At 75.1% G+C, this 12,612-nt stretch carries 10 protein-coding genes; 3 read left to right on the top strand and 7 right to left on the bottom strand.

Features of this window, described 5'->3' with window-relative positions; translation table 11 throughout:
* Nucleotides 1–81: 81 nt before the first annotated feature.
* Genes FJQ57_RS10115 through FJQ57_RS10105 form a run of 3 tightly spaced genes read right to left on the bottom strand, consistent with a single transcriptional unit; the run spans nucleotide 82 to nucleotide 4,389 of the window.
* Nucleotides 82–1,038, bottom strand: a complete 957-nt coding sequence (locus FJQ57_RS10115) for a hydroxymethylglutaryl-CoA lyase (protein WP_246081727.1) — start codon at nucleotides 1,036–1,038, stop codon at nucleotides 82–84.
* Nucleotides 1,039–1,058: 20 nt separating this feature from the next.
* Entirely contained in the window at nucleotides 1,059–2,858 is a 1,800-nt protein-coding gene (locus tag FJQ57_RS10110) for an acetyl/propionyl/methylcrotonyl-CoA carboxylase subunit alpha (protein ID WP_139979801.1), read from the bottom strand.
* A gap of 7 nt (nucleotides 2,859–2,865) precedes the next feature.
* Nucleotides 2,866–4,389, bottom strand: a complete 1,524-nt coding sequence (locus FJQ57_RS10105) for an acyl-CoA carboxylase subunit beta (RefSeq protein ID WP_139980594.1) — start codon at nucleotides 4,387–4,389, stop codon at nucleotides 2,866–2,868.
* A gap of 95 nt (nucleotides 4,390–4,484) precedes the next feature.
* On the opposite strand from FJQ57_RS10105, the gene FJQ57_RS10100 reads away from it, so the two are divergent.
* From FJQ57_RS10100 to FJQ57_RS10090, 3 genes are read left to right on the top strand one after another with little or no spacing between them, the layout of a single operon-like run.
* Nucleotides 4,485–5,771 carry an O-acetylhomoserine aminocarboxypropyltransferase/cysteine synthase family protein gene (locus FJQ57_RS10100; RefSeq protein WP_139979799.1) on the top strand — a complete coding sequence of 429 codons (1,287 nt, stop codon included), beginning with the start codon at nucleotides 4,485–4,487 and terminating at the stop codon, nucleotides 5,769–5,771.
* On the top strand, nucleotides 5,768–6,865 hold the full coding sequence (gene metX / locus FJQ57_RS10095) for a homoserine O-acetyltransferase MetX (protein WP_139979797.1): 1,098 nt from the start codon (nucleotides 5,768–5,770) through the stop codon (nucleotides 6,863–6,865). The genes FJQ57_RS10100 and metX overlap by 4 nt, the downstream gene beginning before the upstream one ends.
* Before the next feature lie 20 nt (nucleotides 6,866–6,885).
* Nucleotides 6,886–7,455, top strand: coding sequence for an SACE_7040 family transcriptional regulator (locus FJQ57_RS10090; protein ID WP_139979795.1), 570 nt, complete (start codon nucleotides 6,886–6,888; stop codon nucleotides 7,453–7,455).
* Between the two features lie 121 nt (nucleotides 7,456–7,576).
* Here FJQ57_RS10090 and FJQ57_RS10085 read toward each other — a convergent pair whose 3' ends face one another.
* The 4 genes from FJQ57_RS10085 to FJQ57_RS10070 are packed head-to-tail and all read right to left on the bottom strand — an operon-like array spanning nucleotide 7,577 to nucleotide 12,612.
* The gene (locus FJQ57_RS10085; protein WP_139979793.1) at nucleotides 7,577–8,275 is read right to left on the bottom strand and encodes an SWIM zinc finger family protein; all 699 of its coding nucleotides are present in this window, start codon (nucleotides 8,273–8,275) and stop codon (nucleotides 7,577–7,579) included.
* 7 nt (nucleotides 8,276–8,282) lie between these two features.
* Complete coding sequence (locus tag FJQ57_RS10080; RefSeq protein ID WP_139979791.1) at nucleotides 8,283–11,027, bottom strand: DEAD/DEAH box helicase; 2,745 nt, start codon at nucleotides 11,025–11,027, stop codon at nucleotides 8,283–8,285.
* 57 nt (nucleotides 11,028–11,084) lie between these two features.
* Nucleotides 11,085–11,711, bottom strand: coding sequence for a hypothetical protein (locus FJQ57_RS10075; protein ID WP_139979789.1), 627 nt, complete (start codon nucleotides 11,709–11,711; stop codon nucleotides 11,085–11,087).
* A 43-nt stretch (nucleotides 11,712–11,754) separates the two neighbouring features.
* Complete coding sequence (locus FJQ57_RS10070) at nucleotides 11,755–12,612, bottom strand: LLM class flavin-dependent oxidoreductase (protein ID WP_139979787.1); 858 nt, start codon at nucleotides 12,610–12,612, stop codon at nucleotides 11,755–11,757.

The following is a 12,612-nucleotide window of genomic DNA, read 5'->3' as shown; positions in this document are numbered from 1 at the left end:
CGTAGGTCGCCTCGCCAGGGGCGGTAGTCCCTGGCGAGGATCACGGGTCTGCGGACCGGCACCCGTGATCCTTGCCAGGGACTACCGCCGTCCCGGGGTCAGGCGGGGGGTGCCGAGGGCGCGGACCACCGCGGACGGGCTGGGGCGGCCGAGGTGGCCGGCGACCCAGGTGCTGGTGGCCACGACGGCGTCGAGGTCGACGCCGTGCTCGATCCCGAGGCCGGTCAGCATCCACACCAGGTCCTCGGTGGCGAGGTTGCCGGTGGCCGACTTGGCGTAGGGGCAGCCGCCCAGGCCGCCCGCGCTGGCGTCGTACGTCGTCACGCCGGCGCGCAGGCCGGCCTGGACGTTGCCGAGCGCCTGGCCGTAGGTGTCGTGGAAGTGAAGGGCCAGCCGGTCGGGGCCGACGCCCGCGTCGCCGAAGGCGCGCACCAGCGCGGTGACGTGGCCGGGGGTGCCGGTGCCGATGGTGTCGCCGAGGCTGAGCTCGGAGGCGCCCAGGTCGAGCAGCCGCCGGCCCGCGGCCACGACCTGGTCGATCGGCACCGCGCCCTCCCAGGGGTCGCCGAAGCACATCGAGACGTAGGCGCGGACGTCGAGGCCGGCGTCGAGCGCCCGGGTGACCGTCGGCTCGAACATCGCGAACTGCTCGTCGTAGGACCGGTTGAGGTTGCGCTGCGCGAAGGTCTCGGTGGCCGACCCGAACACCGCCACGTGGCGCAGCCCCAGCTCGAGCGCCCGGTCGAGGCCGCGCTCGTTGGGCACGAGCACGGGCAGGTGGGTGCCGAGGTCGCCGAGCCGGGTCATCAGCTCGGCGGCGTCGGCCAGCTGGGGCACCCACCGCGGGTGCACGAAGCTCGTCGCCTCCACGGTCGTGAGCCCGGCGGCGAGGAGCCGGCGGACCAGCTCCTCCTTGACCTCGACCGGGATGGTGGCGGACTCGTTCTGCAGGCCGTCGCGGGCGCCGACCTCGTAGATCGTCACGCGCTCGGGCAGCCCGGGCTCGGGGACCACCATGGGCAGCGGTCGCTGGTTCACGGGGTACTCGGACCCGGCGGTCACGCGTCACCCGCCGCATCGGCCTCGACCACGAACAGCGGCGCGCCGAGGGGCACCTGGGCGCCGGCGGCGGCGCCGACGTCGGTGACCGTGCCGGCGAAGGGGGCGGTGAGGGAGAGCTCCATCTTCATCGCCTCCATCGTGCCGAGCACCTGGCCCTCCGCCACCGCCTCACCCGCGGCGACGCGGACGTCGAGGACGGTGCCGGGCATCGGGGCCAGCAGGGTGCCGTCGCCGACCGCGGCCGACGGCGCACGGGCGTCGGCGGGCTCGAAGACGAAGCGCTGGCCCTCGAGCGCGACCTCGACCCGGCCCGGGGTGACGAGCGCCGCGGCGGGCACGGGCGTCGGGCCGTCGAGGACGACCCGCTCGTCGAGGTCGACGACGACGGGCGCGGGGGGCCCGCCGAGGCGGAACCCGTCGGAGGCGAACGGTCCCCGGCGCTCGCGCTGCGCGTCGTGCAGGGCGCGGGCCGCGGCTCGCCGGGCGGGGCCTGCGTCGGGGGCGGGGACCTCGTGGTGGTCGAGCCAGGCCGTGTCGATGGTGGCGTCGCGGAACTCCTCCGAGGCCGCCAGCACCCGGAGGAACCCGGCGTTGGTCGTCAGGCCCAGCACCGCCGTCCGGTCGAGCGCGGCGACCAGCGTGCGCCGGGCCGCTTCGCGGTCGGGGCCGTGGGCGACGACCTTGCCCAGCATCGGGTCGTACGCCGTCGAGACGGTCTGCCCGCTCTCGAGCGCCTGGTCGACCCGGACGCCGGGTCCGGTCGGCCAGACCACGGTCGTGGCGCGACCGGCCTGCGGGAGGAACCCGCCGAAGGAGTCCTCGGCGTACACCCGGGCCTCGATGGCGTGCCCGGTGAGCACGACGTCGTCCTGGGCCAGCGGCAGCGGCTCGCCGGCGGCGACCCGCAGCTGCAGCTCGACGAGGTCGAGGCCCGTCACCAGCTCGGTGACCGGGTGCTCGACCTGCAGCCGGGTGTTCATCTCCAGGAAGTAGAACTCGCCGGTCGCGTTGTCGAGCAGGAACTCCACCGTGCCGGCGCCGGTGTAGCCGACGTGCGCGGCCAGGTCGACCGCGGCCTGCCGCACCCGGGCGCGGGTGGCCTCGTCGAGGGTCGGCGCGGGCGCCTCCTCGAGCACCTTCTGGTGGCGGCGTTGGGTGGAGCAGTCGCGCTCGCCGAGGTGGAGCACGGTGCCGTGGACGTCGCCCATGACCTGCACCTCGACGTGCCGGCCGGACTCGACGTACTTCTCGACGAGCATGGTGTCGTCGCCGAATGCGCTGGCCGCCTCGCGCTGGGCCGCCGCGGTCGCCTCGGCCATCTCCGCCTCGCTGCGCACGACCCGCATGCCCTTGCCACCGCCACCGGCGGCGGCCTTGACCAGCACCGGGTAGTCGGCCTCGGCGCCGGTCGGCACGACCGGCACTCCGGCGGCGACCGCGACGTCGCGGGCCAGGTCCTTGCGGCCCATCTGCTCCATGACCGCGGCGCTCGGGCCGACCAGGGTGACCCCGGCCGCCTCGAGCGCGGCCGCGAAGGCCGAGCGCTCGGAGAGGAACCCGTAGCCCGGGTGCACCGCGTCGGCCTCGGTCTCGATGGCGGCCGCCACGACCGCGTCGACGTCGAGGTACGACGGCACGCGAACCGCGTGGTCGGCGGCCCGGACGTGGGGGGCGTCGGCGTCGAGGTCGGTGTGGACCGCGACGGTGCGCACGCCGAGGCGGGCCGCGGTGCGCATGATGCGCAGCGCGATCTCGCCGCGGTTGGCGACCAGCAGGGTCTGCATCTGCAGGCTCATCAGCGCCTCACATCCGGAAGATGCCGTAGGAGGGCTGGGGCACGGGCGCGTGCGACGCCGCCTCGAGCCCCATGCCGAGCACCCGGCGGGTGTCGACGGGGTCGATGACGCCGTCGTCCCAGAGCCGCGCGGTGGCGTAGTACGGCGAGCCCTGGGTCTCGTACTGCTCGCGGATCGGGGCCTTGAAGTCCTCGTCGTCCGGTCGGCCGGCCACGGTCGCCAGCACCGACGCGGCCTGCTCGCCGCCCATGACCGAGATGCGCGCGTTGGGCCACATCCACAGGAAGCGCGGGTCGTAGGCGCGCCCGCACATGCCGTAGTTGCCGGCGCCGAACGAGCCGCCGATGACCACGGTGAGCTTCGGCACGACCGAGCAGGCGACCGCGGTGACCAGCTTGGCGCCGTCGCGGGCGATGCCGGCGTTCTCGTACTCCTTGCCGACCATGAAGCCGGTGATGTTCTGCAGGAAGACCAGCGGGATGCCGCGCTGGTTGCACAGCTCGACGAAGTGCGCGCCCTTGCGTGCCGACTCGCTGAACAGGATGCCGTTGTTGGCCACGATCCCGACCGGGTGGCCCCACACGTGGGCGAAGCCGCAGACCAGCGTCTCGGCGTACAGCGCCTTGAACTCCTGGAACCGGCTGCCGTCGACGAGCCGCCGGATCACCTCACGCACGTCGTACGGCGTGCGCGTGTCGGCCGGGACGACGTCGTACAGGGTGGCCGGGTCGAGGGCGGGCTCCTCCGGCTCGCGGACCTCCCACGGCGCGGCGGCCGGCCGCGGGAGCGTGTCGACGATGCCGCGGACGATCGAGAGCGCGTGGGCGTCGTCGTCGGCCAGGTGGTCGACGACCCCGGACCGGCGGGCGTGCACGTCGCCGCCGCCGAGCTCCTCGGCCGTGACGACCTCGCCGGTCGCGGCCTTCACGAGCGGCGGCCCGCCGAGGAAGATCGTGCCCTGCTCCTTGACGATGACGGTCTCGTCGCTCATCGCCGGCACATAGGCGCCGCCCGCGGTGCAGGAGCCCATCACCGAGGCGACCTGCGGGATGCCGCGGGCGGAGAGGTTGGCCTGGTTGAAGAAGATCCGGCCGAAGTGCTCGCGGTCGGGGAAGACGTCGTCCTGCATCGGCAGGAACGCGCCGCCGGAGTCGACGAGGTAGACGCAGGGCAGGTGGTTGTCGCTGGCGACCTGCTGGGCGCGGAGGTGCTTCTTGACCGTCATCGGGTAGTAGGTGCCGCCCTTGACGGTGGCGTCGTTGGCCACGACCACGACGTCGCGGCCGTGGACGCGCCCGATGCCGGTGACGACGCCGGCGCTCGGCACCGGACTCTGGCCGGGGGCGCCGTACATCCCGTCGGCGGCGAGCGGGCTCAGCTCCAGGAACGGGCTGCCGGGGTCGAGCAGCCGGTCGACCCGGTCGCGGACCAGCAGCTTGCCGCGGTCGGTGTGCTTGGTGCGGGCGGCCTCGCTGCCGCCCTGGCGGGCAGCGGCCAGGCGCTCGCGCAGCTCGTCGACGAGCTCTCTCATGTCGGGCACACGAGCAGGTTAACGATCGCTAACCGAGCCGTCCACCGGGCGGAGGTCCTGGTCAATGTCGGGTGACTTGATCTAGTTTGTCGCCCATGACCCACCGCCCCGAGACCCTCGCCGTCCACGCCGGGCAGGAGCAGGCCGACCCGACGACCAACGCCCGCGCCGTCCCGATCTACCAGACCACGTCCTACGTCTTCGACGACACCGAGCACGCGGCCAACCTGTTCTCGCTGGCCGAGCCCGGCAACATCTACACCCGCATCATGAACCCGACCCAGTCGGTGTTCGAGGAGCGCATCGCCCAGCTCGAGGGCGGCGTCGGGGCGCTGGCCACCGCCTCGGGCTCCGCCGCGACGACGTACGCCGTGCTCAACCTGGCCGGCGCCGGCGACAACATCGTCGCCCTCTCCACCCTGTACGGCGGCACCTACGCGCTGTTCGCCCACACCCTGCCCCAGTTCGGCATCACGGTCCGCTTCGTCGACCCCGAGGACCCGGCCGGGCTGGCCGCCCACGTCGACGACCGCACCCGGCTCGTCTTCGCCGAGACCGTGGGCAACCCGCGCATCAACGTCGTCGACGTCCGGGCCTGGGCCGACGCCGCCCACGCCCAGGGCCTCCCGCTCGTCGTCGACAACACCGCGCCCACGCCGTACCTCGCCCGGGTCCTCGACCACGGCGCCGACGTGGCGGTGCACTCGGCGACGAAGTTCATCGGCGGCCACGGCACCTCGATCGGCGGCGTCATCGTCGACGCCGGCACCTTCGACTGGGCCGCCCACGCCGAGCGGTTCCCGGGCCTGACCGGTCCCGACCCGGCCTACCACGGCGTCGTGTGGACCGAGGCCGTCGGCAACCTCGCCTACATCATCCGCGCCCGCACCGTGCTGCTGCGCAACACCGGCGCCGCGATCACGCCGATGAACTCCTGGCTGTTCCTGCAGGGCCTGGAGACGCTGCACCTGCGCATGGAGCGCCACAGCGCCAACGCCCTGGCCGTCGCCGAGCACCTCGCCGCCCACTCCGAGGTGTCGTGGGTGAGCTACCCGGGGCTGCCCGACTCGCCGTACAAGGAGGTCGCCGACCGCATCCTCACCGGACGGGGGTACGGCGGCCTGCTCAGCTTCGGCCTCAAGTCCGGCCGCGAGGGCGGGAAGCGGTTCATCGAGTCCCTCGAGCTCTTCAGCCACCTGGCCAACATCGGCGACGCCAAGTCGCTGGCCATCCACAACGCCACCACGACGCACTCCCAGCTGACGCCGGAGGAGCTCGAGGCCGCGGGGGTCCCGGAGGACATGGTCCGGCTCTCGGTCGGCATCGAGCACGTCGAGGACCTCCTCGCCGACCTCGACCAGGCCCTCGCCGCGAGCAAGTGACCCTGCTCGTCGGGACGCAGCGGGCCGTCGTCGCCACGGCCGACGACCCGCTGCTGCTCGAGCACGGGCGGCGCCTCGACCACGTCGAGGTCGCCTACGAGACCTGGGGGACCCTCGCCCCCGGCCGCGACAACGTCGTCGTGGTCTGCCACGCCCTCACCGGCGACGCGCACGCTGCCGGTGAGGGTGGGTGGTGGTCCTCCCTCGTCGGTCCCGGCCGGCCCGTCGACACCGACCGGTGGTTCGTGGTGTGCAGCAACCTGCTGGGCGGTTGCCGGGGCACGACCGGGCCGTCGTCGCCCCACCCCGGCGACCCCGCCCGCGCCTGGGGCCTCGACTTCCCGCTGCTCACCGTCCGCGACCTGGTCAGCGTGCAGCGGCGGCTGCTCGGCCACCTCGGGATCGAGCGGGTGCACGCCGCCGTGGGCGGGTCGCTCGGCGGCATGCAGGTGCTGCAGTGGGTCCTCGACGACCCGGCCGCGATCGACCGGGCCGTGGTCGTGGCCGCCTCCTCCCGCCTCACCGCCCAGAACATCGCCTTCTCCGCCGTCGCCCGCGAGGCGATCCTGCGCGACCCCGACTTCCGGGACGGCCAGTACGCCGCGGCCGGCGTCCGACCCGACCGCGGCCTCGCGGTCGCCCGCCGGATGGCCCACATCACCTACGTCTCGGAGGAGTCGCTCGAGCGCAAGTTCGGCCGCGACCGCGTCGGGGCCGCCGCGGGCGACCCGCCCCGGCACGGCACCGACTTCCAGGTCGAGGCCTACCTCGACCACCAGGCCGAGGTCTTCCTGCAGCGGTTCGACGCGCTGAGCTACCTCTACCTGACCCGGGTCATGGACTACCTCGACCTGTACGCCGACCCCGCGGCCGCCGCCCGCCAGGCCGCCGGCGGCACCCGCTTCCTGCACGTCTCCTTCGACTCCGACTGGCGGTTCCCCACCGCCCACACCGCGCGCACGCACGCGCTGCTGGCCGCCGCCGGGGCCGAGACCCGGCACGTCGAGGTGTCCTCGCCGTGGGGGCACGACTCGTTCCTGCTCGACCCGCCGGGCTACCACGACGTGGTCCGCTCGTTCGTCGAGGCCCGTTAACGCTCGCTAACCTGGGGCCCGTGACCCAGACCGCCGCCGCCCCGACGCGCCGCGAGCAGATCCTCGCCACGGCGGCGGAGCTCTTCGCCCGGCGGGGCTTCCACGGCGTCTCGGTCGCCGACCTCGGCACCGCCTGCGGCGTCTCCGGACCCGCGCTCTACAAGCACTTCGCCTCCAAGGACGCGGTGCTCGCCGAGATGCTGGTCGACATCAGCGAGCGCCTGCTGCGGGTCGGCCGCGAGCGGGTCGCCGCCGCCACCGACCCGCGCGACGCCGTACGCCGGCTGGTGGCGTGGCACGTCGACTTCGCCCTGCGCCACCAGGCCCTGATCGTGGTGCAGGACCGCGACTGGTCCTCGCTGCCCGACGACGCCCGCGAGCGGGTGCGCACGCTCCAGCGTGAGTACGTCGACCTGTGGGCCGCCCAGCTCCGCCTGCTCGACGACCGGCTGGCCCTCGACGCGGCCCGGGCGCAGGCCCACGCGGCGTTCGGCCTCATCAACTCCACGCCCCACAGCGGCAAGCTGCCGCCCGAGGCGATGCGCGGCGTGCTCACCGAGATGGCCCTGCGCGCGCTGCTCGGCTCCTGACCGGGACCGCTCCGGACGGGCGTCCGCCGGAGGCGGTTCGGCGGGACGTCATCCGGGTCGGTCGCCCCCACCGCCCCCTCGAACGACGTCCCCGCGCGAGCCCCGGTCGGGTGCACCGGGGTCAGAGCAGGTGGTCGACGCTCGCGTCGTCGTCGCGGTCGAGCAGCTCGAGGATGCGCGCCGCCCGCACGGCCGCGTCGAGCGCGGTGTCGAGGTGGGCCGCGTCGAGCTCGTCGGCCGGCTCGGGCTGGGCCGACCGTGCGTGCAGCCGGGCCAGCAGGTCGTCGCGGGGCAGGCCGCGCAGGTGCAGCAGGACGAGCGGGTCGGCGTCGACCAGCCACGCGACCTGGGAGAGGACGGCCAGGGCGTGCGGGCACGGGTCGAGCCAGCCCACGCACGTGCAGGTCGTCTCCATCTCGGTGCCGTAGGGCAGCAGCTCGACGCCGGCCTCGTCGGCGTGCTCGACCAGGCCGTGGGGCAGGTCGCCCGCGAGCAGGGCGCCGATGCGGCCGGCCTCGGCCGCGACCACCTCGACGAGCGCGGCCCGGCCCTCGGCGTCGAGCACCGGCACCCGGACCTCGACGGTGTGCAGCTCCTCGTCGCGGCCGCGGACCTGGTCGGCCACGGCCGCGACCACGCGGCCGGTGGTGATCGAGATGCCCCCGACGGCACCGCTGCGGGCCAGCGACCGGGCGCGGCGCAGGTCGGTCTCGGCGTACGCCGCCTCCTCGAGCGCGCGCACCCACGCCTTGCCCCACCACGTGGTCGCGCGCGCGGCGCCGCGCCGGGGCGCGAGGGGTGGGTGGGAGGTGACGGTCACGGGGGCCTCAGGCGCGCGGCCGGTAGGTGACGAGGTCGCGCAGCTCGTCGTCGCCGAGCTCGGTCAGCGCGGCCTCGCCCCGGCCGAGCACCGCGTCGGCCAGCGCGCGCTTGCGGGCCAGCAGCTCGGCGACCCGCTCCTCGACGGTGCCGCGCATCAGCATCCGGTGGACCTGGACGGGCCGGGTCTGGCCGATCCGGTAGGCGCGGTCGGTGGCCTGGTCCTCGACGGCGGGGTTCCACCACCGGTCGACGTGGACGACGTGGTCGGCGCGGGTCAGGTTGAGCCCGGTGCCGCCCGCCTTGAGGGAGAGCAGGAACACCGGCACCTCGCCCGCCTGGAACCGGGCCACCATCCGCTCCCGCTCGGCGACGGGCGTGCCCCCGTGCAGCAGCTGGTGGGTCACCCCACCCCGGGACAGGTGGGTCTCGAGCAGCCGGGCCAGGGCGACGTACTGGGTGAAGACGAGGACCGCGCCGTCCTCGGCGAGGGCGGTGGAGACCAGCTCGTCGAGCAGGTCGAGCTTCTCCGAGCGACCCGCCAGCCGCACCGCGCCCGACTGCTTGAGGAACTGCGCCGGGTGGTTGCAGATCTGCTTGAGGCCGGTCAGCAGCGAGAGCACGAGGCCGCGGCGGGCGTCCTCGTCGGCGCGCTCGATGCGCTCCATGGTGTCGCGCACGAAGGCCTCGTAGAGGACGACCTGCTCCCGGCCCAGGGTCAGCGGGTGGTCGGTCTCGGTCTTGGGCGGCAGCTCGGGGGCGATGCCGGGGTCGGACTTGCGCCGGCGCAGCAGGAAGGGGCTGACCAGCTCGGCGAACTGGGCCGCCTTGCGGGGCTCCTGGCCCGACTCGATCGGCGCGGCCCAGGCCTTGCGGAACGCGCCGCGGCTGCCGAGCAGGCCCGGCACCACCCAGTCGAGGATCGCCCACAGCTCGGTCAGGTCGTTCTCGACCGGGGTGCCGGTGAGGGCGACCCGGGCGGTGGTCGGCCCGGGGACGGCCCGCAGCGCGCGGGCCGTGGCCGAGGCGGGGTTCTTGACGTGCTGGGCCTCGTCGGCGACGACGAGGTCCCACGGCACCGCGGCCAGGTCGTCGCGACTGGTGCGCAGGGTGCCGTAGGTGGTGAGGACGAACCCGTCGTCGCCCCCGAGGAACCCGCCCAGGTCGCGGGCACCACCGTGGAAGCGGCGCACGGGCGTGCCGGGGGCGAAGCGCTGCACCTCGGCCTCCCAGTTGCCGAGCAGGCTGGCCGGGCAGACGACCAGGGTCGGGCCGGTGCGGCCGGCGGCGCGACGGTGCAGGTGGAGGGCGATGAGGGTGACCGTCTTGCCCAGGCCCATGTCGTCGGCCAGGCAGGCGCCGAGGCCGAGGTCGGTCAGCTCGGCCAGCCAGGTCAGGCCGTGACGCTGGTAGTCGCGCAGCTGCGCCCGCAGCGCCGCGGGCGGGTCGACCGGGTCGGTGGTCGCGGCGGCCAGCAGCCGCTCGCGCACCTTCATCAGCGAGGCGCCGACGACGACCGCGGTGTCGGTGCCGGGCTCGACCTCGAGGACGCCGGTCAGCGTCGAGGCCACCGCCTGGGCCGGCGCGACGGTGCGGATGAGCCGCTTGCGGGCCCGCCGGGCGGTGGCGGGGTCGACGACCGTCCACGCCCCGCGCAGCCGCATGACCGGCGACGCCGCGGTGGCCAGCTGGTCCATCTCCTCCTCGCTCAGCGGGTCGCCGTGCAGGGCGAGCTGCCACCGGAAGCTGAAGAGCGCCTCGGTCGACAGGACGGGCTGGTTGAGGGGCTCTTCGCGCACCCGCCCGGACGTCGTGCGCCGGGGCGCGGCGACGTCGAGCACGGCCGAGGAGGTCAGGTCGCGCCCCAGGGAGCGCGGCCACATCACGTCGACGCCGCGGGCGCCGAGCGCCTCGACGCCACCGTCGAGCAGGGTGACCAGCCCGTCGTGGTCGAGGGTGATCTCGTCGGGCACCCGCAGCTCGAGCAGCCGGTCGAGGGCCGGCCAGGCCTCCGCGGCCGCGCGCAGCGCGATGACGGCGTGGGTGCGGGCGCGCTCGCCGAACCCGTGCTCGGCCGGCTCGGCCGTGAACAGCACCGCGGCGTCGCACAGGTGGAGCGGGTCCTGCTCGTCGTGCACCTGGAGGACGACCCGGAGCGACCCGGCGGCCAGCTCCTCCTCGTCGGCCTCGACCCGCAGCGAGAGCCGCACCAGCTGCGGCAGCTCGGAGCTCGGCCCGGCGCGGTGGCGGGCGATCCGGGACTGCAGCCGGGCCGCGAAGTCGGGGTCGGTGGTGACCGGCCGGGGCTCGGTCTGCCGGCCGCTGGGCCGGCCGCTGGGCCGGTCGGCGGGTCGGTGGGTGCCTCGGGGCGAGGGTGAGGGTGCCGCGCGGGGCACGGTGTCAGCCACCGCGTCGAGCACCCGCCGGACCACCTCGACCTCGGTGTCGTGGGACGCGGCCAGCTGGGCCACCCGGTCGGTGTCGGTGGCGTCGAGCGGCGCGATGCGCCACGACCCGTCGTCGGGCCGCAGCTTGCCGTCGGCCACGAGCCGCAGCCCCAGCAGGGTGGCGCCGCACAGCAGCCGGACGCTGGGCTGGAGGTCGTCGCGCCCCCGTGCCCTGGCCAGCACCGGCAGCGCCGCCCGCATCGGCAGCTCGACCGTGCGGCGCGTGTCGCTGAGCTCGACCACGCTCTCGCGCGGCGGGTCGGCCGGCCGGAAGACGGCCGTGCCGGTGATGGGGACGAAGCTCACCCGCGCGACGGTAGCCACCGCCGCCGACAGTGCCGGCACTCGCTCCCGGGAGCCGCGTCAGGACTGCTGCCCCGCCCGCTCCCGCTCGCGCTGGGCGCGCCTGGCCGCCTTCCTCCTGCGGCTCGCCTCCTGCTGCTCGGCCTCGCGCTCGGCCACGACCTCCTCGGTGGTCCGCCAGCCGCTGCCGTGCACCATCGACCGGAACCGGTCGCGCCGCGACCGGTCGGGTCCCGTCTCCACGGGCTGCCCGACGACCTTCGTGAGCAGGAACCACGCCAGCGGAGCGTTGGCCGCGAACAGCGCGACGCCCGCACCGAGGTACAGGCTCCCGGTGGCGCCGGTCCCGCTGCCGCCGTAGCGGGAGCCGAAGTCCAAGGTGGTCAGCGCCTGCTCCTGGTCGGCGAGGCAGAACACCGCGAAGAGGGTGAGGGCGGCGTAGGCCCCGAGGGCCGAGAGCGCGAGGCCCCAGTCACGACCCACGACGGCGGTCACGGCGAAACCGAGCGGGACGCCCCCGAAGGCCCGGTAGGCCCAGCCGTCGTCGAAGTCGGCCCACGTGGCGTCGGGCAGGGTGAAGAACGCGGCGGCGATCGCGAGCGCGACCACCGCGACGACGACCCGCACCAGGACGCCGCCTCGGTGCTCCGTCGCCGGACGGTCCTTCGCGGCAGGGTGGGAGCGCACGGGCCCAGCCTGCCCACGGCCGGCGAGCCCGAACCCGCGGCGCTCAGCGCAGGCCGGGCAGCACCTCGGTCGCGACCTCCTCGAGCACGGCCACGTCGCCGGCGTACGGGCTGTCGTCGCGTGGCCAGTGGGTGACGAGGTCGGTGAAGCCGAGCTCGGCCGCGCGTCCCGCGACGTCCTCGAAGAAGCTGCGGCTCGACAGCGCGAACCGGTCGGTGGAGTCGGTGAGCAGGTAGCGCGGCTGCGGGTCGCGGCCGGCCTCGGCCAGGGCCTCGGCGTACGTCGCGGCGGCGGTGGCGAGGCCGCTCCACCACTCCTCCAGCGAGCCACCCCAGGCGCCCGTGGTCACCCAGCCGTCGCCGACGCGGGCGGCGTAGCGCAGGGAGCGCGGGCCGTTGGCGGCGACGACGACCGGGGTGCGCCGCAGCGGGGGCAGCGTGCGGGCGTCGGCGAGGGAGAACCAGCGGCCCTCACGGCTGACGTGGTCGCCGTCGCGCAGGGCGAGCAGGGTGTCGGTGAGCTCCTGGAACCGGTCGACCCGCTCGCGCGTGGTCAGGTCGGCCTGGCCGAGCACCCGGGAGTCCAGGTCGCCGCCGGTGCCGACGCCGAGGAGGAAGCGCCCGTCGCTGAGGTCCTCCAGCGCCTGGGCGTCGCGGAAGAGCTGGTAGGGGTGGCGGAAGTTGGGCGAGGCCACCAGCGTGCCGAGGCCGATGCGGGTGGTGACCTGGGCGGCCGCGCCGAGCACCGGCGTCGAGGTCGTCCACGGCGCGTCGGGCAGTCCGCCCCAGACCAGGTGGTCGTAGGTCCAGGCGTGGTCGAAGCCGAGCTCCTCGGCCGCCTGCCAGCGGGGTCGGGCCTCGGCCCAGGGGAGGTCGGTGAGCAAGGTGATGCCGACGCGCAC

It is taken from the genome of Nocardioides litoris, assembly GCF_006346315.1.
GTDB lineage: Bacteria > Actinomycetota > Actinomycetes > Propionibacteriales > Nocardioidaceae > Nocardioides > Nocardioides litoris.
The sequence above is the reverse complement of the archived record's forward strand: the minus strand, read 5'-3'. Positions and strand labels throughout refer to the sequence as shown.

What these genes read in the sequence shown, in the direction of transcription:
- FJQ57_RS10110 (WP_139979801.1), bottom strand. Translation starts at nt 2,858, where the DNA reads ATGAGCCTGCAGATGCAGACCCTGCTGGTCGCCAACCGCGGCGAGATC.
- FJQ57_RS10100 (WP_139979799.1), top strand. Translation starts at nt 4,485, where the DNA reads ATGACCCACCGCCCCGAGACCCTCGCCGTCCACGCCGGGCAGGAGCAG.
- FJQ57_RS10105 (WP_139980594.1), bottom strand. Translation starts at nt 4,389, where the DNA reads ATGAGAGAGCTCGTCGACGAGCTGCGCGAGCGCCTGGCCGCTGCCCGC.